Source organism: Streptomyces sp. NPDC048185 (genome assembly GCF_043202495.1).
Classification (GTDB): domain Bacteria; phylum Actinomycetota; class Actinomycetes; order Streptomycetales; family Streptomycetaceae; genus Streptomyces.
This window is the reverse complement of sequence record NZ_JBIDAN010000014.1, coordinates 150783-170184: the sequence shown is the minus strand read 5'-3', so window position 1 is coordinate 170184 and position 19402 is coordinate 150783. Positions and strand designations below refer to the sequence as shown.

Below are 19402 nucleotides of genomic sequence, written 5' to 3'. Positions count from 1 at the left end.
GTTTCAACTGAAATTTCAAGGCGTAGTTTCACATGAAGGGCGCGACTTCGCCTGGTGAGGAGGGTGGTGAAAATGCTTGAGCTTAAAGGGTTGACGGTGCGAGTGAACAGGCCATAGTTTCCCCATCGTTGAACTGATCGCTTCGTCTTCGAGTGTCGCAGGACACCTTTCTTCGTGGGCCGTGGGGCGCGGCTTCCAAAGAATCAGGAGAAGCGGAATTCACGAGACTGGGGCCGGCCGTGAACCTGACCCCTCGGTCGGCCCCGCCCACCCCCTCCCGCGGCAGCCCCGCCGCCCGCCGCCCCTTCGCCCGGAGAGCCGCTGTGAACAGACGATCATTTCTCTCTGCCGCCACCTTCACCGCCTTGGCCATGAGCATGGCCCCGGTCGTCGCCGAACCGGCCGCGGCCGCCGCCGGTGCCGCACCGAAGGACCAGGCGGACGCGATGCTCGCCCGGATGACGGCCGCCGAGAAGGAAGCCCTCGTACGCTGCGACTTCACCGCCGTCGCCCATCTGGGCATCCCGGCCCTCACCATGGTCGACGCCTCGGCGGGCCTGCGCGGCGAGACGGGCGTGACCGCCTTCCCCGTCCCCGTGGCGCAGGCGGCCACCTTCGACGAGGACCTGGCGGGCCGCGTCGGAAAGGCCATCGGTGCGGAGGGCCGCACCAAGGGCTACAACAACCTCCTCGGTCCCACCGTCGACCTCGCCCGCACCTGGCACTTCGGGCGTCAGGCCGAAGCCATGGGCGAGGACCCGCTGTTGGCCGGTCGCCTCGGCGCGACGCTCACCGTCGGCATGCAGAGCCAGAACGTGGCGGCCACGGTGAAGCACTTCGCCGCCTACACCCAGGAGACCAACCGCTTCTTCACCGACACCAAGGTCTCCGACCGTGCTCTGCACGAGATCTACGAGGCGCCCTTCCGCCGCGTCGTCACCGCCGCCCCGACGGCCTCGGTGATGATGGCCTATCCGAAGATCAACGGCACCTTCGCCACCCGCAACACGGCCCTCTTCGACGACCTGAAGAAGAACATCGGTCTGCAGGGCTACACCGTCCCGGACTTCTGGGCCGGCGACGACCAGGTGGCCGCGGCCCGCGCCGGCATGGACCTCGCCGGCCTCGGCCCCGGCGCCGTCCAGATCCCCGCGGGCTCCCTCACCGCCGGCGCGATACCGGCCGCACGCCTCGACGACGCCGCTCGCCGCATCCTCATCACGATGTACGCGAACGGCCTCTTCGACCACCCGGTCCCCGTTCCGGCCGACGACGTCAGCACCGAGGCCCACAGGACCCTCGCCCACGAGACGGCGGTCGCCTCCACGGTGCTCCTCACCAATCGAGCCTCGGCCCTGCCACTCCCCGCGTCACTGAAGACACTGGCCGTCATCGGCCCCGCCGGCACCGACACGTTCACCGGAGTCTCCGGCTCCACCTACGTCAACCCCGGTGCCTGGACCACCCCGCTTCAGGCGATCCGCACCCGCGCCGGCAGTGCCGTTCAGGTCACGCACACCCAGGGCACCACGGGCGACGTGCCTCTCGCCACGGTCCCGTCCAGCGCCCTGCGCACCTCCGCCGGGGCGCCCGGACTGGCCGGCACCTACTACGCAGGGGCCGAGGCCACCGGAACGCCCCTGACGACCCGCACCGATCCCACCGTCGACTTCACCACCGCACCCGTCGAAGGCCTGCCCGCAGTGTGGTCGGCGAAGTGGACCGGCACCCTCGTCCCGACCGTCACCGGCTTGCACCGCTTCTCCCTGCTGCCCGCCGGAACCACCTCCCTGAAGATCGACGGCAAGACCGTCGTCTCCGGCACCCGGCAGATGCGCCGCTTCTTCCTCGGCCCCTACGACTACCCCCTCCAGGGGACCGCCGACCTGACCGCCGGAAAGGCGGTCACGGTCGAACTCATCTACACCAATGCCGCCGCGGAGACCGGCACCTGCGGCCTCACCTTCGGCTGGCAGCCCGAGTCCCTCATCCCCGAAGCGGTGGCGGCGGCCAAGTCGGCCGACGCGGCCATAGTCTTCGTCAACCGGGTCGCAGGCGAAGCCATGGACCACGAGAGCTACGCCCTACCGGGCGACCAGAACCAGCTCATCACCGCAGTCGCCGCCGCCAACCCGCGCACCGTCGTCGTCCTCAACACCGACGGTCCCATCGCCACACCCTGGCTGGACGACGTGGAAGCCGTCATCCAGGCGTGGTACGGCGGCCGCGGCACGGGCACCGCGCTGGCCGCCGTACTCTTCGGCGACAGCGACCCCGGCGGGCGCCTGCCCGTCACCTTCCCGGCCGACACCGGTCAGGGGCCGGGCACTACCACGGTGACCTACCCCGGCACCAACGGCACCGTCTCCTACGACGAGGGCATCGCCGTCGGTTACCGCTACTACGACATCAAGGGCCAGAATCCCCGCTTCCCCTTCGGCCACGGCCTGTCCTACACCACCTTCGCCCATGGCTCCCTCGAGGCCGCCTGGAACGCGACCGCCAAGACCGTCACCCTCTCCGTCACGGTCACCAACACCGGCCGACGCCAGGGAACCGACGTTGTTCAGGTCTACGCCACCCTGCCGGCCGCGGCGGCGGCAGAACCGCGCCGCCTGGTCGCCTTCCGCAAGGTCACCCTCCCCGCCGGCGGAACCCAGCGGGTCACCCTCACCGTGCCCGCCCAGGACCTCACCGAGTGGCAGCCGGGCGGCTGGAGGCTCGTACCCGGCTCGTACACCTTCGCCGTGGCGCGGTCGTCCCGCGACATCACCGTGCAACGGGTGCTCGGCATCCGCTGACCGGTCACCGAACGCGTGGCGCTCCCAGCACAGGAGCGCCACGCGGCATCAGCCACCTTCACCCACGCATCGCCGACCATTGCCGGAGCCCGCTCGTGCCACGCCCCTTGCGCCATCTCGTTCCCCCTCTCGCCCTCACGCTCGCGGTCACGTCCGTGACCGGATGCGGTTGGGGTGGCGGCTCCGATGGGGCCGGCTCCGCACTCTCCGTCATGGCGAACGCCACCGACAAGGTCGCGATGGGCAGCGTCGTGACCGCCTTCAAGCGGCAGCATCCCGACATCGAGGTCAGCGTCACCTACGCCGATACCGGCGACCTGCAAAGACGACTGCCCGCCCAACTCCGTACAGGTGAGGGACCGGACATCTTCACCGTCTGGCCCGGAAGCGGCAACCCCGCCTCCGTCACCTCCCTCGAAGACGACGGCCTGCTGGAGGACCTCAGCCTCCGCCGCTTCAACCGCACCATGCCCATGGGCGTCAAACCAGTGACCGACGTCAACGGCAGCACCTACGCCGTACCCGTGACGTTCAGCGCGATCGGCGCGATCTACTCGACGAAGAGGGGGGCGGCACCGGCAGGACGCACCGGACGATCACGCCCTCGGCCGATCACGAGGCGGACTGACCACCAAGATCCACCTTGCCTGCGACGGCAAGGGCCGCCCGCTCGCGATCCTGGTGACACCCGGCCAACGCCACGACAGTGTCTGTGCACGTCCTCCGCTGGAACTGATCCGGGTTCCGCGCACCGGAACGGGCCGGCCGCGCTGCCGGCCCGACCGGGTCATCGCAGACAAGGCTTACCGGTCGCACGAGGAGATCGTGCGGGCCCGCGAGGACTGGACGAACGGGACGGCCCGCTACGGTGAGGTGCACGGCTACGACGGGCCCTCCCTCCCCGCCTCCGAGCTGCCGAACGCACCGCTGAAGCCGCGGGCGCGGTGACGACGAAGCCGGCCACGTCCTACCGCCCCAACGGGAACTCCAGCTCGGGCCGGTCCCACGCCACCGCGGGCGGGTTCGCGGGGACGGTCCCGGTCGGCCGCGCGCCGACGCTGCGGTAGAACCCCTCGGCCGGGGGGTGCGACACCACGCGGACACGGTCCAGCCCCGCCGCGCGCGCCTCGGACCTCATGTGGTCGACGAGCAGCCGCCCGATGCCCCGGCCCTGGGCCCCGTCGGCAACGAAGAGCAGGTCCAGCTCCGGCGGCGCGAGGAGCAGGGCGTAGAAACCGAGGACCCGGCCCGTGGGATCGCCGGTGTCGACGGCCACGAAGACCCGGTGGGTCTCGATGTAGTCGGGACCCACGCGGTACCCCGCGACCATCGCCGCGTACGGACCCTCGTAGGCGCGCGAGCCACGCACGAGCCGCGTGAGCCGCTTGGCGTCCCGCGCGACGGCGCGCCGCACGGCGATCGCACCGGGCCTGGAGGTAATGCTCGGGTTCATAGGGAGAGTATTACGCATCGGGATGGTGCCGTGCGCGCCGGGCGAGTCCTTGAGCGGTCACGGCGGCAGCCCTCCCACGCAACTCACGCCTCCTGACGGTATGTTCAGGTGATCGCAGTCGCGAGGACCGGAACACGTAGGGCGAGGGGCGCATGGACACGGCAACCGTCATCGCGCGGCTGGACGAGGCTCGTACGGCCGATGCCAGAACGCGCTACCGCATCTGCGACGAAACGGCGGGGGAATTCCTGGCCGCAGGAACCGCACCGTCCTTCGAGGTGTCCTCCGCCGATCTCCGTCTCGACCCTTACTTCATGTGCGCCGACCGCTATTGGCGTCGTCGTTTCCTGGACCGGCCCACGGCCCGTACGGCCTTCGAGTGCGCGCGATGGATGTCGGGTCACGTGCGGGACGCGTGCTGGGGTGCCGTCGCCGAGCAGTGGGCCCTCGGCAACGGGTTCCTCAACCGGGGGAGCGTGGAGTCCACGGACCCGTTCGAGGAGATGGTGAGGGAGGCAGGCGCCGGCACCGACACGGAGCGCCTCGCGTTCTTCCTCGCCCTCTTCCACGCGGGCAAGCTGCGGGCGAACTTCTGCTTCGACGAGTTGCACGCCTTCCTGGGGCATTCGCCCTCGGCCGTGGCGGCCGGATCCCTTCGCGCGGAGCCCGTCTTCGTGGCGCTCCAGTCGTTCGCCGCCTTCGGCAGCCGGACGCTGACCGTCGCGTACGCTTCCGAGCTGCTGGAACAGGCGTGGTCCGCGACGACCAGATCCCGGCACACCGTGGACATCTGCCTCAACGGGCTGGCGTTCGCCGCGCCCTTCGAGGGGCAGGGAGAACTGCTGCGCGCCTGTGCGCAGGAGGCCGTGGAAGAGCACCCCGACGATCACATGTTCCACGTTCGCCTGGCCACGGGGCTGCACATGTGCGGCCGGCACGACGCGGCACTGGAGAGCATCGACACCGCGCTCACGTTGCTCGCGGCGAGTCCCACGGCCAGCCTCGGTGTTCTGCAGGACCAGTACCTGACGAAACGGGACGCGATCCAGGAAGGACGGCTGCGGGCCCTGCGGGACGCGGAGCAACAGCGCCGCTGGGACGGACAGGCCGCGGCCAACGCCCAACTGGAACGCTCCCTGCACACCTCCTCCGTGCGCGCCGTCGAGGTCGTCGCCGTCTTCACGGCCGCCATCGCCTTCGCCGTCGGATCCCTGCAGGTCACCCTCACCGGGACACTTCCCCTGTCCGACCGCCTGTGGCTCCTGGCCGCGCAGGGTGTGGGGCTGGCGGTGTTCGCGTTGCTGATAGTGGGCGGTACATGGCTGATCACCCGAAGTCACCACCAGCGGGACCGCGGCACCGAATGACAACCGTCGACGAGGGCGTCCTGCCCCTGCGACCCGGAGGCTACGACCTCACGAAGGCCAGCAGGTCGGGGTTGAGGACCTGGGGATGGGTCGTGAGCATCCCGTGCGGCAGGCCGTCGTACGACTTCAGGCTGCCGTTCCGGAGCAGTTCGGCCGACAGCGGCGCCGAATCCGGGTAGGGCACGATCTGGTCGTCGGTCCCGTGCGCGACGAGGACCGGGACGTCGATCCGCTTGAGGTCGTCGGTGAAGTCGGTCTCGGAGAACGCGGCGATGCACTCGTAGTGGGCGTTGGCCGCGCCCGTCATCCCCTGCCGCCACCAGTTGTCGATCAGGCCCTGGGACACCTCGGCGCCCTCGCGGTTGAACCCGTAGAAGGGCCCGGACGGCACGTCGATGTAGAACTGCGCGCGATTGGCGGCGAGGGACGCGCGGAACTCGTCGAAGACTTCGATGGGCGTACCGCCCGGGTTGCTCTCGGACTTGACCATCACCGGCGGAACGGCCCCGGCGAGCACGGCCTTCGCGACCCGTCCGGGCTCGGCGCGTGCCACGTAGTGGGCGACCTCGCCGCCACCGGTCGAGTGCCCGATGTGCACGGCGTCCCGGAGATCGAGGGCGTCGGTCACCGCCGCGACGTCGTCGGCATAGGTGTCCATGTCGTGGCCCGTGGAGGGCTGGCCGGACCGACCGTGTCCACGGCGGTCGTGGGCGATCACGCGGTAGCCGTGCGACAGGAAGAACAACATCTGGTTGTCCCAGTCGTCCGAGGTGAGCGGCCAGCCGTGGTGGAAGACGATCGGCCGCCCGTCGCGCGGGCCCCAGTCCTTGTAGAAGATGCTCGTGCCGTCGGAGGTCGTGACCGTGCCCATTGCTGATCCTTCCGCTTGACTCGGCGAAGCGGCCGGGTGGGGGGAATCGCTCCAGCGCATGGCGCGAGCGAAGGGGAACCGCGGCCCGGGAGGACGGCGCGCGGCCCGTGGACCTCGGCCGAGCGCACACCGACGAGCCTACGCCTGTGTCCGCCAGGCTTCATGTCCGCGGGCCGCGCCTGCCGAAGGTGACGTGGTCGTCGCGGTCGCCGGTCTCCTCGTTCCGTTCGCCGGCGGAACAGCGGTCGTGCACTCCTGGTCGATCCGTCCGCACGTGCCCGGCCTAACGTGCCGGGGCGGACCCGCCGAGCAGCGCCTCACGCGTTCCCGGGTCCGCTCCCGCCGGCCCGTTCCGGCGCGTCCCGTGATGTCCCAGGAGGTTCTTGTGTCAGACGTCTTCGAGCCGGTCCGGCCGGTGCTGGAGCCCGCGGCGGCGGCGTTCGCCGAGGCGACGGCGAACCCGCCCTATCTCTTCGAGCTGCCGCCGGCGGAGGGCCGCAAGGCCGTCGACGAGGTGCAGTCGGGCCCGGTGGAGCTGCCGGACGTCGACGAGGAGTGGATCACCGTCGACGGTGGTCCCACGGGCGGCGTCCGCGCCCGCGTCGTCAGGCCGGCCGGGGCCACGGGCACCCTGCCGGTGATCCTCTACATCCACGGAGCCGGCTGGGTCTTCGGCAACGCCCACACCCACGACCGCCTGGTGCGCGAACTCGCCGTCGGCGCCGGGGCCGCCGTGGTCTTCCCCGAGTACGACCTCTCGCCCGAGGCACGCTACCCCGTCGCCATCGAGCAGAACTTCACGGTCGCCCGGTGGATCGTCGAGCACGGCGCGGACAAGGCGCTGGACGGCACCCGGCTGGCCGTGGCCGGCGACTCCGTGGGCGGCAACATGACCGCGGCGCTGACGCTCATGGCCAAGGACCGCGGCGGCGTCCCGCTGGTGCAGCAGGTGCTGTTCTACCCCGTCACCGACGCGAGCTTCGACACCGCCTCCTACCGCCAGTTCGCCGAGGGCTACTTCCTGCGCCGCGACGGCATGCAGTGGTTCTGGGACCAGTACACGACCGACGAGGCGGAGCGCGCCCGGATCACCGCCTCGCCGCTGCGCGCCACGACCGAGCAGCTCACCGGGCTGCCGCCGGCCCTCGTCATCACCGGCGAGGCCGACGTGCTGCGCGACGAGGGCGAGGCGTACGCCAACAAGCTGCGCGAGGCCGGGGTGCCCGTCACCGCCGTCCGCTACCAGGGTGTCATCCACGACTTCGTGATGCTCAACGCGCTGCGCGAGACGCACGCCGCACAGGCGGCCATCGCCCAGGCGGTCGCCGCCCTGCGCACCGCCCTGCACGCCGCCTGATCACCGAGGAGTCCCGCTCATGTCCGCTGCCACGCCCACCGTCGTCCTGGTCCACGGCGCGTTCGCCGACGCGTCCTCCTGGTCCGGGGTCATCGGGGAACTCCAGCGCGAAGGCGTCGCCGTGGTGGCGCCGCCGAACCCGCTGCGCGGCCTCGCCTCCGACGCCGCCCACATCGCCTCCGTCGCCGCGCAGATCGACGGCCCCGTCGTCCTCGTCGGCCACTCCTACGGCGGAGCCCTGATCACCGTCGCCGGCACCACCGACAACGTCGTCGGCCTGGTGTACGTCGCCGCCTATGTCCTGGAGGAGGGCGAGAGCCTGGGCGAACTGCAGGGCCGTTTCCCCGACTCGCCGCTGGCGGGCAGCCTCAGGCAGTGGACCTACCCCACCGCCGACGGCGAAACGGCCACCGAGGTCACCATCGACGAGGCGGCGTTCCCCTCGGTCTTCGCCGCCGATGTGCCCGCCGAGGTCACGAAGGTCCTGGCGGCCGCACAACGCCCCCTCGCGCTGGGGGCGTTCGGTGAGAAGGCCGCGGCGGCGGCCTGGAAGACCAAGCCGTCGTGGGCCCTGGTGGCCGGCGCGGACCGGGCCATCGACCCGGACGTGGAGCGCTTCGGCGCCGAGCGCGCCGCGGCCACCGTCGTCGAGCTGGACGGCGCCTCGCACGCCGTCGCCGTCTCCCGGCCGAAGGACGTCGCGCGGATCATCCTGGACGCGGTGCGCGCCACCGCCTGAGCAGGCGGCGACGGCGTACGACGCCGGCCCGTGCGGGGTGCGGCCCTGCCGGCCGTCGGCGGGGCCGCTTCGCGCGCTCCGGAGCGGGCCTCCGCGTGCGCTCCGGAGCGCCGGTCGGCGTTGAGGGCCGGGGCCGGCTCAGCGCCTGCTCCTTCGGCCGGACCGTGGGGACGCGGTCCCGGCCGGCACGGCGCCGGGGAGCTTCTCCGGGGACCGCTTCACCGGGAAGCGGGGATCGTCCTGGAGACGCTCGGTGTTGAGGTCGTCGACCGCGCCCCGGGCGTCCCCGACCGTGGCGTAGTCCACGGCGACGAAGTTGACGGGCCTGTCCCGCCGCCGTTCGCAGTCGTGCGCCCGCTCCAGCACCCGCTGCCGGGAGTTGACCGTACCGGCGTCCAGTCGCCGGCCGCCGCCGGCCGTGACGAAGTGGTTGAGCAGGAACAGCCGCTTGTCCGTGCCGCCCCGATTCGGCAGACAGGTCATCGCGTCGGCGCTGCGGAAGGCGAACGGCGTCTCCATGCCGTACCGGTAGAAGTTCCGGTACCACGGGGCGGGACCGTCCGCCTTCTCCGCGAAGACCACCAGCCGCCGGCCACCGTCGATCATGTCCTTGAGCTTCGGCCACGGGCGGTCCGGATCGGGGTCCGGCTCGTACAGCAGGCCGGACAGTCCGGCCTGCCCGAAGGCGCGCTGGGTGGCCACGGCGTCCACCCCGTCCTGCACGATCAGGGTGACGATCTCCGAGGGGTGCGCCCGCAGCCAGTCGCCGATCTGACGCAGCGTGGGCGCCAGTTCCAGCGCACCCGCGCCGCACACCGAGTGGCACAGCCACAGGCCCGGGTGCGGCGGATTCACCCGCCCCAGAATCCCGGTGAGCTGCCGGCGCAGTTCCGGGGAGAACTCGGAGGCGCTCAGCCGGTCCGCGACCTCCTCGGGCCGTTCCCAGCGGTGGGTGTCGAGGAGCAGGGCGCGCACCCCGCCGTCCAGCTGGCCGACGATGTCGGGATCCTGGAGGGGGCTGATGAAACGGTCCGCCGTCGTGGCCATCGCGTTGTGCGCCGCGAGCTGGGCGATCTCGTCGTAGCGGGCGTCGCACAGTTCGGCACTGCCCTGGCAGATCCGTGGGGAGGGACCGGTCAGCGCCACGGGGGCGAACACGGTCCCGGCCAGCGCGCAGGCCGACACGACGACGGTCAGCGCCGGGCCGTGCCTCGGGTCGGTGAACACCGGCACCGTCGGCCTGGTCTGCCAGACCCAGGCGACGGTGATCAGCAGCACCCCCGCGGCGAGCAGGATCGCGGCGACGACGGTGGCGGTGGTCAGCAACCGGTCGAGAGCGGTGGCCTGCACGTCGGCGAGGAGACGGGCGGCCGACGGGGGCCACGACGCCGGCGCCGCGAAGAGCGCGTCGGCCGGCGTGAGCCGGAGGAGGAACACCGCCAGCGCCGTGAGCGAGGCGGCGGCGGCCGGCACCCAGCCCAGCGGCATCAGCCGCCGCTTGACGGGGGACGGCGTGGAGAACCACAGCAGCGAGAGCGCGGCCGCGCACAGGACCACGGCGACCGGCTCCACGACCTCCTGGAACAGCCGCGTCACCGCACGAGCCCGGTGCACCGGGGCCAGTTCGTCGCGGGACGGATCGAGGCGCACGGTGACGACCCAGGTGCCGTCGCGCGCCTCACGCAGCAGCTCCGCGGCGGTCGCGCGGACCTGGTCCGTCAGGGCGACCGGCGCGAGTGAGGCCAGCGCCGCGGCCACGTCACCCCGGTCCAGCGCGTTCTCCAGGGTGGGCCCGAGGCCGGCGCGCGCGTCCCGCGGCACCAGCCGCAGCAGCACCTGGGTGGCCGCCACCGCTTGGTCGCGGGAGAGCGGCAGCGTCGGCAGGTCGTCGAGCGGCGCCTCGCCCGCCACCACCTGCGCGGCCACCTCGGACAGGCGTTGCACGAAGGCCCGGAAGTCGGGCTCGGCACGCTGTTGCAGGGCGGCGACCGCTTCGCCGAAGTACGCCTGGCTGAGCCGCTCGACGTTCGCGACGACGGGCTCCAGGTCCACGGTGACGCGCAGCCCGTCGCGGTCGCCCTCCAGGTAGTGGATCACCTCGGCGATCTGCCGGTCGCCCATGGTCCGCAGCGTCTCCGGCGGGATCACGACCTTGAGGTTCGAGGTGATGGTGGACTGCGGAACGGGCAACCGGTCCAGCAGCTCCTGGGTCAGCGGGGTGCTGTGCGGATCGACCAGCACCTCGTCGTAGAAGCGCTGGTAGGCGTGCTCGTCCTCGAGCACCCGGCTGTAGAACGACGGATCGAGCACCGTGCTCCGCACGACGGCGGCCGCGGCCAGGACGGTCAGGCTCAGCACGGCCACGGTCCAGACGAGCACCTGGACCCAGACCGAGCGGCGAACCAGTCCTTCCATGGGCCCCATTGTCGTTCCCGCCGGCCACATGCCACCCACCGGTGGCGCCCCGTGTCGCCGGCCGCTCCCCGCCGGACCCCGGCCGGCGGGTGCTCGGCGGGCGGACCGCCGACGGGCGGGCACCCGCGGGCCCGGTACGCCCTGGCACGCCGGCGGACCGGGCCGCTGGCACTGGCCGTCCGAGAGCTGTCCGGGCAGCGCCTCCAGGGTGTGGCCGGGCAGGCCGACCGGATCGAGGAGTTCCTCGACGCGCCCCTCGCGCTCGGCCCGCGTGCCCCGGTCGTGCACGTCCGGCGGGTCGCGCAGGACGCGGCGCACCGGCAGCCGCGGGTTCAGCGCGGTGGACGGGGCCTGGAAGACCACGCCGACGGCGGCGCCGAAGCGGCCGCGGCGTTCGGCGGCGGTCATCTTCCACAGGTCCTGGCCGCGGAAGTACACCTCGCCCTCCGTCGGCCGCTGGAGGCCGGTGACGACACGGGCCAGGGTGGACCTGCCGCAGCCCGACCCGCCGACCGGAGGCGGACCGGCAGCCGGAGCCGAACGACCGGGGTGCCGGTACGACACCGCGGATCTGGTACAGCCGCTCGGCGCCCGACTCCAGGGATACCACCGAGCCCAGCAGCCCGCGGCTGTAGTGGTGCGCCGGGTCGGTCAGCAGGGAGCGGGTGTCGCCGGCCTCGGCGACCTGACCGGCGTACATGACCGCGGCCCGGTGGGCAAGGTCGCGGACCAGGGCCAGGCCGTGCGAGACGAGGACCATCGCGAAGCCGAGCTCGTCGCGCAGCCGGACCAGCAGTTCGACCACCTGCGCCTCCTGACGTCCTGACCCGCATGCGTGAGGGGCGGTGGGAGACGAACTCCCACCGCCCCTCGGACGCGTGGCGCGGCGTCGGCGGATCAGACCGCCGGCGACGGGTACGTCGGGTACTCGACCCCGGAGACGTGCTGGACGACGCGGACGACCTGGCAGGAGTAGCCGAACTCGTTGTCGTACCAGAGGTAGAGGATGGCGTTGTCGCCCTCGACCTTGAGCGCGCCGGCGTCGACGATCGAGGCGTGGCGCGAGCCGATGAAGTCGCTGGAGACCGCGTCGGGAGCGCTGATGAAGTCGATCTGCCGCTTGAGCGGCGAGGTCAGCGACACCTCGCGCAGGTGGTCGAGGACGTCCTCACGGGTCGTCTCACGGGCCAGCTGGAGGTTGAGGATCGCGATCGAGACGTCCGGCACCGGGACGCGGATCGAGCTGCCGGTGATCTTCGCCTTGAGGTCGGGGAGCGCCTTGGCGACGGCGGACGCGGCACCGGTCTCGGTGATGACCATGTTCAGCGGCGCCGACCGGCCGCGGCGGTCCGACTTGTGGTAGTTGTCCAGCAGGTTCTGGTCGTTGGTGAACGAGTGGACGGTCTCCACGTGGCCGCGCAGCACACCGTACTCGTCGGCCATCGCCTTCAGCGGCGGCACGATCGCGTTGGTGGTGCAGGACGCGCAGGACAGGATCTGCTCGTCCGGCTTGATGGTGTCGTGGTTGACGCCGTGCACGATGTTCGGGACGTCGCCCTTGCCCGGCGCGGTCAGGACGACCTTGTCGATGCCGGGGCGCAGGTGCTTCGACAGGCCCTCGCGGTCGCGCCACTTGCCGGTGTTGTCGATCAGGATGGCGTTCTTGATGCCGTACGCCGTGTAGTCGACCTGCGTCGGGTCGTCGGCGTGGATCACCTTGATCGCGTTGCCGTTGGCGACGATCGTGCTGTTGTCCTCGTCGACGGTGATCGTGCCCTGGAACTGGCCGTGCACCGAGTCGCGGCGCAGCAGCGAGGCCCGCTTGACGAGGTCCTGGTCCCCGCCGCCGCGGACGACGATGGCCCGCAGCCGCAGGCCGTTGCCCGAGCCGGCCTTCTCGATGAGCAGGCGGGCGACGAGGCGGCCGATGCGGCCGAAGCCGTACAGGACGACGTCGCGCGGCTCACGGCGGTCGATCTTGTTGGCGCCCGTGGCGCCGGCGACGGCCTCGGCGGTGAACTCCGCCACCGACAGGCCGCGGTCGTCGTCCTTGTAGGTCGCGGCCAGCATGCCGATGTCGATCTGGGAGGGACCGAGGTCGAGCGTGGTGAGGGCCTGGACGAAGGGGAGCGTCTCGGTGACCGACAGCTCCGCACCGGCGATCTGCCGGGCGAAGCGGTGCGTCTTGAGGATGCTGACCACCGACTTGTTCACCAGGGAGCGGCTGTGCAGCAGGACGGTGACGTCCCGCTCGCGGTGCAGCTTCCCGATCATCGGGATCATCGATTCCGCGATCTCCTCGCGGTTCTTCCAATTGGTGAACGAGTCGTCGTTGACAGTCACGTCTCTATCTTTCGAGCTAGGCGGCGCTCATATGCTAACCCCACCGCCCCTATGATCGATCAAGTGGGCCCCTCCTCGATCAGATGAGTGCCGGATCTTGCCCAGTGGCGTGCGGGCTTGCCCGGGTCCCGACGGCGGCGAACAGTGGTGCCATGCACTCGACACGGGTTTCCCGGCATGTGAACGCCCCGCGCGCGGCCGTGTACCGCGCGCTGCTGGACGCGGACGCCGTCGCGGCGTGGCGGGTGCCGCACGGCATGACGGCCCGCGTCCACAGCTTCGAGGCCCGGGAGGGCGGCACCTTCCGCGTGTCGCTCACGTACGAGGCGGCGACGGGCATCGGCAAGACCGGTGCGCACACCGACACCTACCACGGGTACTTCGCGCGGCTCGTGCCCGGTGAACGGGTCGTGGAAGTGCTGGAGTTCGAGTCGGAGGATCCCGCCTTCGCCGGCACCATGACGATGACCACCACGCTCACCGAGGTGGCGGGCGGCACGGATGTCGTCGTGGTGCACGAGGGGCTGCCCGACGCGGTACCGGCCGCGGACAACGAGACCGGCACCCGCATGGCCCTGGCGAAACTGGCCGCGCTCGTGGAGTCCGCGGGCCGCTCCCGCTGAGGAGTCGGCCCGCGGCGGCACCGCCGTCAGCGCCCGGCGCCCCAGGAGTGGGCGACGTCCACCACGACACGGCCGTCCAGGACCAGCACCCGGAACGGCAGGCGGGCCCGCACGCCCAGCCCGATCTGTGTCTCGCCCTCGAAGCTGCCGGCGAAGCGGGTGTCCCGGAAGCTGCGGTAGCCCGTCAGGTCCACACCCGGCAGCGGCCGGCCGGCCCGCCCGGGGTAGGTGGGCTCGCCGGTCTCGGGCCGGTATCCGGGTGCCGCGACCCGGATCTCCAGGACCGCCCCGCCGCCGACCGCGATCGGGCGGCCCGAGCCGTCCTGGAGGAGCCGGTCGACGTACCGGACCTGGTACCCGAGACGAGCGGTGCCGGCGCCGGGCACGTCGACGGTCATCCGGTCGAAGCACGCGTGCCGGCCGGTCCTGACGTCCCGCACGGGCACGGTCGTCGCCGTGGCGCGGGACTTGGCGAGGCTGCCCCAGCCGGTGGGGCAGGCCGCGATCCGTGTGGTGGCGGCCGGAGCGGCGTCCGCCGCCGCGGCGGCCCCCGAGGCGCTGCTCGTGAGCACGACCGCCATCAGTAGCGCACTGCTGCGTCGCATGATGTCCCCCAAGGTGTACATGTTCGGTTATGGGGTGAGACGGTCTGATTGCCCACATGGTTGCGGTGGTGCGACCGCGGACCCTCGAACAGGATTGCGTCGTGGGCGTTCGGGTACGCGAGGCTGGACCGCGCTCGTGCCGATCATCCGCGCGGGCCCCCACCCCACCGCCGCTACCAGGGAATCTGCCATGGAGACACCCGCGAACGACCACCCGACCACGCCCGCCCAGCGGGCTCTGGACGCGCTCGCCGAGAACACCGAGGACACGGCGGCGCTCGACACCCTTGCGAGCAGTGACGTACTCGTCCCGGTGCCGGACGACGCGAACGAGCAGGACGCCGCCGACCCCGGAATGCTGGCCCTGCCGGTGCTGGAGCAGCAGGGCGGCCGCCAGGTGGTGCCCGTGTTCACCTCGGAGCTGGAGATGGCCGACCTGCTGCCGTACGTCTCGCGCTACCGCATGGTGCCGCTCGGCGCCCTCGCCGCCCAGTGGCCGGCCGACGACCTGTCGCTGTCCATCGACGCCGGTTCGGAACACCGGCTGACGCTCACGTCGGACGGTGTGCGCACGCTGCTGGCCCGTCCCTAGGGTCGCGGGAGCCGGCCCGCCCCCGGACGGTACGGGGGACCGGGCCGGCCCGCCCCCGGTGGCGACCGGCTACCGGTCGCCCAGCATGCGGGCCAACACCGACCGCTGCAGCGGCAGCACCTGGGCGTGCAGCTCACGGCCCCTGCGGGTCAGCGCGACCCATACACCGCGCCGGTCCTCGGCGCACATGGACCGCTCCACCAGGCCGTCCTTCTCCAGCCGGGCGATGAGGCGGGACAACGCGCTCTGACTGAGGTGAACCCGGCCGACCAGGTTCTGCACCCGGCACTGGGAGCCTTCCTGCGGCGCCTCGGCCACCAGGATGTCGAGCACCTCGAAGTCGCTCGCGCCCAGGCCGTGCGGGTGCAGTACGCGGTCGATCTCGCACATCGTGCGGGCGTGCACCGTGAGCATCTCCCGCCAGCGTTCCTCGAGCCGCGCCCCGGCCGTCTTGGCTGCCATACCTGCACGGTAGCACCGCACCGAACGTTCGTTGACCGTGCAACTACCGAGGCTCCAGGGAAGGTCCCGTTCCGCCCGAGGAGGACCGGTACCGGACACGGCGGCCGGAGTCCCGGACAGCGGAGCCCCGGCTGCGGGACAGTGGGAGACACGGCAGGGGAAGGCCCGGAGGGAGGGCGAGATGCCGAGGACTCCGGCGCACGGCACACGTCTCGACATCCTGGAGTGGCTCAAGGACCCGGTCGCGAACTTCCCGTCGCAACACCGCCCCGACCCCCTCGCGCACGGCGTCGACGCGGACCGCATCGCCGCCAGGCTCGGCGTGCCCCGCCGGGTGGCCGAGAGCCACCTGCGTCTGCTCGTCGCCCTCGGGTTGCTGCGCGCCGGCAGAGTCCGCCGGCGCACCTACTACCGGCGCGACGAGGTCCGGATCGCCCAAGTGGCGCGCATGTTCGAGAAGGGCTGGTAACCCGGGCCCGCACGGTTTCCGGACCTGACCCGGACGGGGCCGGGCGTTAAACTGGCCGGCAGCCGCGGCCGAGGCGCGCGGCGCGGCGGTGGGGCCCGCCGCACTCGAACCGCGGCACCCGCGCCGCCGACGGTCCCTACTTGCGACGGGGGCACCCCCTGCCCGGCGAGTAGGAGACACGACCATGACAGTCCCGGACACGGACAGCCCCGGCGGTGCGAGCCCCGCCGCGCCCCGGCGCCCGGCCGGCCGTACGCAGGCACCGGTCGTCGCCGTCGTGGCCCTCGGCGGTGCCCTCGGCGCCACCGCCCGCTACGCGATCTCCTTGCAGTGGCCCACACCCACCGGCGGCTTCCCCTGGGCGACCTTCTGGGTCAACGTGGCAGGCTGCGCGGTGATCGGCGTGTTCATGGTCGTCATCACCGACGTGTGGGCCGCCCACCGCCTCGTGAGGCCCTTCTTCGGCACCGGCGTGCTCGGCGGCTTCACCACCTTCTCCACCTACGCCGTCGACAGCCGGCACCTGTTCGCCACCGGTCACGTCCGCACCGGCCTGGCCTACCTCGCCGCGACCCCGCTCGCGGCCCTCACGGCGGTCGCCCTCGCCGCATGGGCGACCCGCCGCGCCCTGCAACGGAGGCGGCCATGACGCGGCTCACCGGCGGCGCCCCGCACCCGACCGTCCTCGTCGGCGACAACGACACCCGGCACCACCCGCCCCTGTACCCGGACGTCGTCCACCGGGCCCACCGGGCGGGCCCGGCCGGCGCGTGCGTCTTCCGCGGCACCGCGGGCCCCCGCGCCTCCTCGCTGATCCCCACCACCGACCCGGAAGGTGAGAAGTCGTTGTGAACTGGCTGCTGGTCGTCGTGGGCGCCATGGTCGGCGCCCCGCTCCGCTACCTCACCGACCGCGCCGTGCAGTCCCGGCACGACTCGGTTTTCCCCTGGGGGACCTTCACGGTGAACGTCGTCGGCTCCCTCGTCCTCGGCGTGCTGACCGGCGCGGTGCTCGCCGGAGCCGCCTCCTCCCGGCTCCAGCTGCTGCTCGGCACCGGCCTGTGCGGCGCCCTGACGACGTACTCGACCTTCTCCTGGGAGACGCTGCGGCTGACCGGGACGGGCGCCCGCCTGCACGCCGGCATCAACGTGGCGGCGAGCGTGGCGGCCGGCCTCGGCGCGGCGTTCGCGGGGGTGACGCTGGCCGACGCGCTCTGGACGTAAGACGCCGTGTTGACCCGCGTGTAGTAGGACTGGCCCGTCCGTGACTGTCGTCCCGCGCCCGCCCCGAGCAGAACTGGATCCCATGAGCGTCATCAGCATCGGTCAGGCCGTCGTCCTCGGAGCCGTCGAGGGGGTGACCGAGTTCCTGCCCGTCTCCTCCACCGGCCACCTCAAGATCGTCGAGGGGCTGATGGGCATCCCCGTCGACCACGACGCGGTCGTGGGTTTCTCGGCCGTCATCCAGGTCGGTGCGATCGCCGCCGTGCTCGTCTACTTCCGCAAGGACATCGTGCGGATCGTCTCCGCCTGGCTGCGCGGCCTCAGGGACCGGGAGGAGCGCTACCACCACGACTACCAGTTCGCCTGGTGGGTGATCTTCGCGACCGTCCCGATCGTCGTCGTCGGCCTGGCCGCCAAGCCGCTGATCCAGGGCCCCCTCGCCTCCCTGTGGGTGGTCGCGGGCTCGCTGATCGTGGGCAGCGGCGTCATGTGGGTGGCGGACCGGACCGGCCGGCACAAGCGCGGCGAGGACGACACCTCGTTCAAGGACGCCATGCTGGTCGGCGGCTCCCAGATCCTCGCGCTGCTCTTCCCCGGCTTCTCCCGCTCCGGCGCCACCATGTCCACCGCGCTGATGCTCGACCTCGACCGGGTGGCCGCCACCCGGCTCTCCTTCTTCCTCGGCATCCCCGCCCTGACCGGCGCCGGTCTGTACGAGCTGAAGGACGCCCTCGGCACCGGCGCGGGCGCGGCCCCGCTGGCCGTCGGCACGGTCGTGTCCTTCGGGGTGGCCTACGCCTCCATCGCCTGGCTGCTGAAGTTCGTCGCCAAGCACTCCTTCGACGCCTTCGTGATCTACCGGATCGTCGTCGGCGTCCTGCTGTTCGGGCTGCTCGGCGCGGGCGTGCTGCAGAGCTGACCACCGCGCGCCGGTCCCCGGCGCCCCCCTCAGCGGGCCTCGCGCAGCGGCTCCCCGACCCTGCGCATGTGCCGCAGCGCCTCCCGGTGCGAGGCGAGCAGCCCCGTCTGGTGGTAGGGAACGCCCAGTTCGGCGCAGTACCGCTCGGTGATGACCTGGGCCCTGGCGAGGGCGGGCGTCGGCATGCTGGGGAACAGGTGGTGCTCGATCTGGTAGTTGAGGCCGCCCATGAAGGCGTCGATGAAGGCACCGCCCCGCACGTTGCGGGAGGTGAGGACCTGCCGGCGCAGGAAGTCGAGCCGTGTGCCCTCCTCGATCATCGGCATGCCCTTGTGGTTGGGCGCGAAGACCGAGCCGAGGTAGATCCCGAACAGGCCCTGGTGCACGGCGATGAAGGCGAGCGCCCGGCCGGGGGAGAGGACGGCGAACAGGCCGCCGAAATACACGACGAAATGAGCGACGAGCAGCGTACCCTCCACCACCGGCCGTTTCATCGACGGGCTGCGCAACGCCTTGAAACTGTTGAAACTCAGATTGAGGCCTTCCAGCGTCAGCAGCGGGAAGAACAAGGCGGCCTGGTGCTTTCCGACGAAGCGGGGAATTCCCGTGGCCCTGCTCGCCTGACGCCGCGACCAGACGAGAATGTCGGGGGAGACGTCCGGGTCCTTCTCCTCGTGATTGGGGTTGGCGTGATGGCGGGTGTGCTTGTTCATCCACCAGCCGTAGCTCATGCCCAGCAACAGGTTGGCCACCAGCAGTCCCCCCGCCTCGCTCGGGCGCCGGCGCGAGAAGACCTGCCGGTGGGCGAGGTCGTGGGCGGCGAGCCCGAGCTGGCCGAAGACCACGGCAGCCGCCGCGGCGACCGCCAACTGGCTCCAGCTGTCCCCCAGGAAAGCGAAGGCCGCGACGACGCCGGCGAGCGCGAGGGCGACGGTGCCGAAACGCACCGTGTAATACAGCGGGCGGCGCCGCAGCAGCCCCGCGTCGGCTATGCGCCGTGACAGTTCGGAGAAGTCGCTTCCCTTTTCGCGTTCCCTTTCGGGTCCCTTTTCCTTGTCGCGGGCGGGTGACGTCTCGATGAGCACCGTTGGATTGGCCATGCGCTCCAGTATCCGAACGGCCGCCCGCCCGCAGAATGACGTCTCCCCCCGGAGGAGGGTGTA

At 71.8% G+C, this 19402-nt stretch carries 18 protein-coding genes and 3 pseudogenes; 13 read left to right on the top strand and 8 right to left on the bottom strand.

What is annotated here, in order from left to right:
• Positions 1-371: 371 nt before the first annotated feature.
• The 3 genes and pseudogenes from ACGF3H_RS31970 to ACGF3H_RS31960 form a co-directional block, all read left to right on the top strand.
• Complete coding sequence (locus ACGF3H_RS31970; RefSeq protein WP_362491473.1) at positions 372-2801, top strand: glycoside hydrolase family 3 C-terminal domain-containing protein; 2430 nt, start codon at positions 372-374, stop codon at positions 2799-2801.
• A gap of 212 nt (positions 2802-3013) precedes the next feature.
• Positions 3014-3301 (top strand): annotated as a pseudogene (locus ACGF3H_RS31965) (extracellular solute-binding protein); the annotation flags it as partial.
• Positions 3302-3356: 55 nt separating this feature from the next.
• Positions 3357-3749, top strand: a pseudogene (locus tag ACGF3H_RS31960) (transposase); the annotation flags it as partial.
• Between the two features lie 19 nt (positions 3750-3768).
• On the opposite strand, the gene ACGF3H_RS31955 reads toward ACGF3H_RS31960, so the two are convergent.
• Positions 3769-4254, bottom strand: coding sequence for a GNAT family N-acetyltransferase (locus ACGF3H_RS31955; RefSeq protein WP_362491476.1), 486 nt, complete (start codon positions 4252-4254; stop codon positions 3769-3771).
• 152 nt (positions 4255-4406) lie between these two features.
• On the opposite strand from ACGF3H_RS31955, the gene ACGF3H_RS31950 reads away from it, so the two are divergent.
• Positions 4407-5621, top strand: a complete 1215-nt coding sequence (locus tag ACGF3H_RS31950) for a hypothetical protein (RefSeq protein ID WP_362491479.1) — start codon at positions 4407-4409, stop codon at positions 5619-5621.
• A gap of 40 nt (positions 5622-5661) precedes the next feature.
• On the opposite strand, the gene ACGF3H_RS31945 is transcribed toward ACGF3H_RS31950, so the two are convergent.
• On the bottom strand, positions 5662-6492 hold the full coding sequence (locus ACGF3H_RS31945) for an alpha/beta hydrolase (RefSeq protein WP_362491482.1): 831 nt from the start codon (positions 6490-6492) through the stop codon (positions 5662-5664).
• 385 nt (positions 6493-6877) lie between these two features.
• Between ACGF3H_RS31945 and ACGF3H_RS31940 the strand changes: the two genes are divergently transcribed.
• Both ACGF3H_RS31940 and ACGF3H_RS31935 read left to right on the top strand, forming a co-directional pair.
• Entirely contained in the window at positions 6878-7849 is a 972-nt protein-coding gene (locus tag ACGF3H_RS31940) for an alpha/beta hydrolase (protein ID WP_362491485.1), read from the top strand.
• A 19-nt stretch (positions 7850-7868) separates the two neighbouring features.
• On the top strand, positions 7869-8588 hold the full coding sequence (locus ACGF3H_RS31935) for an alpha/beta hydrolase (protein WP_362491488.1): 720 nt from the start codon (positions 7869-7871) through the stop codon (positions 8586-8588).
• Between the two features lie 138 nt (positions 8589-8726).
• On the opposite strand, the gene ACGF3H_RS31930 is transcribed toward ACGF3H_RS31935, so the two are convergent.
• From ACGF3H_RS31930 to ACGF3H_RS31920, 3 genes and pseudogenes are all read right to left on the bottom strand, one after another.
• A complete protein-coding gene (locus ACGF3H_RS31930) occupies positions 8727-11567 on the bottom strand; it encodes an ATP-binding cassette domain-containing protein (RefSeq protein ID WP_362491491.1) in 2841 nt (946 codons plus the stop codon).
• Positions 11521-11817, bottom strand: a pseudogene (locus tag ACGF3H_RS31925) (ABC transporter); the annotation flags it as partial. The gene ACGF3H_RS31930 and the pseudogene ACGF3H_RS31925, both read right to left, overlap by 47 nt.
• A gap of 83 nt (positions 11818-11900) precedes the next feature.
• Positions 11901-13346 carry a glyceraldehyde-3-phosphate dehydrogenase gene (locus ACGF3H_RS31920; protein ID WP_362491493.1) on the bottom strand — a complete coding sequence of 482 codons (1446 nt, stop codon included), beginning with the start codon at positions 13344-13346 and terminating at the stop codon, positions 11901-11903.
• 152 nt (positions 13347-13498) lie between these two features.
• Here ACGF3H_RS31920 and ACGF3H_RS31915 point away from each other — a divergent pair, with 152 nt between their 5' ends.
• The gene (locus ACGF3H_RS31915) at positions 13499-13969 is read left to right on the top strand and encodes an SRPBCC domain-containing protein (protein ID WP_362491496.1); all 471 of its coding nucleotides are present in this window, start codon (positions 13499-13501) and stop codon (positions 13967-13969) included.
• A 26-nt stretch (positions 13970-13995) separates the two neighbouring features.
• Here the strand turns inward: ACGF3H_RS31915 and ACGF3H_RS31910 are convergent, their stop codons facing one another.
• Positions 13996-14574, bottom strand: coding sequence for a hypothetical protein (locus tag ACGF3H_RS31910; protein ID WP_362491499.1), 579 nt, complete (start codon positions 14572-14574; stop codon positions 13996-13998).
• Between the two features lie 190 nt (positions 14575-14764).
• Here ACGF3H_RS31910 and ACGF3H_RS31905 point away from each other — a divergent pair, with 190 nt between their 5' ends.
• Entirely contained in the window at positions 14765-15166 is a 402-nt protein-coding gene (locus ACGF3H_RS31905; RefSeq protein WP_225630392.1) for an SseB family protein, read from the top strand.
• A 69-nt stretch (positions 15167-15235) separates the two neighbouring features.
• Here the strand turns inward: ACGF3H_RS31905 and ACGF3H_RS31900 are convergent, their stop codons facing one another.
• Entirely contained in the window at positions 15236-15628 is a 393-nt protein-coding gene (locus tag ACGF3H_RS31900) for a MarR family transcriptional regulator (protein ID WP_362491502.1), read from the bottom strand.
• A 181-nt stretch (positions 15629-15809) separates the two neighbouring features.
• Between ACGF3H_RS31900 and ACGF3H_RS31895 the strand changes: the two genes are divergently transcribed.
• The 5 genes from ACGF3H_RS31895 (at position 15810) to ACGF3H_RS31875 (ending at position 18239) form a co-directional block, all read left to right on the top strand.
• Complete coding sequence (locus ACGF3H_RS31895) at positions 15810-16097, top strand: ArsR family transcriptional regulator (protein ID WP_362491505.1); 288 nt, start codon at positions 15810-15812, stop codon at positions 16095-16097.
• A 184-nt stretch (positions 16098-16281) separates the two neighbouring features.
• Complete coding sequence (gene crcB / locus ACGF3H_RS31890; RefSeq protein WP_362491506.1) at positions 16282-16746, top strand: fluoride efflux transporter CrcB; 465 nt, start codon at positions 16282-16284, stop codon at positions 16744-16746.
• Positions 16743-16949, top strand: a complete 207-nt coding sequence (locus ACGF3H_RS31885) for a DUF190 domain-containing protein (RefSeq protein WP_393816564.1) — start codon at positions 16743-16745, stop codon at positions 16947-16949. Before crcB (ACGF3H_RS31890) ends, ACGF3H_RS31885 begins: the two co-directional genes overlap by 4 nt.
• Complete coding sequence (crcB, locus tag ACGF3H_RS31880; protein ID WP_362491508.1) at positions 16946-17320, top strand: fluoride efflux transporter CrcB; 375 nt, start codon at positions 16946-16948, stop codon at positions 17318-17320. The genes ACGF3H_RS31885 and crcB (ACGF3H_RS31880) overlap by 4 nt, the downstream gene beginning before the upstream one ends.
• Before the next feature lie 82 nt (positions 17321-17402).
• Entirely contained in the window at positions 17403-18239 is an 837-nt protein-coding gene (locus tag ACGF3H_RS31875; RefSeq protein WP_362491511.1) for an undecaprenyl-diphosphate phosphatase, read from the top strand.
• A 29-nt stretch (positions 18240-18268) separates the two neighbouring features.
• Here ACGF3H_RS31875 and ACGF3H_RS31870 read toward each other — a convergent pair whose 3' ends face one another.
• Complete coding sequence (locus ACGF3H_RS31870; protein WP_362491513.1) at positions 18269-19339, bottom strand: acyl-CoA desaturase; 1071 nt, start codon at positions 19337-19339, stop codon at positions 18269-18271.
• Positions 19340-19402: the final 63 nt, after the last annotated feature.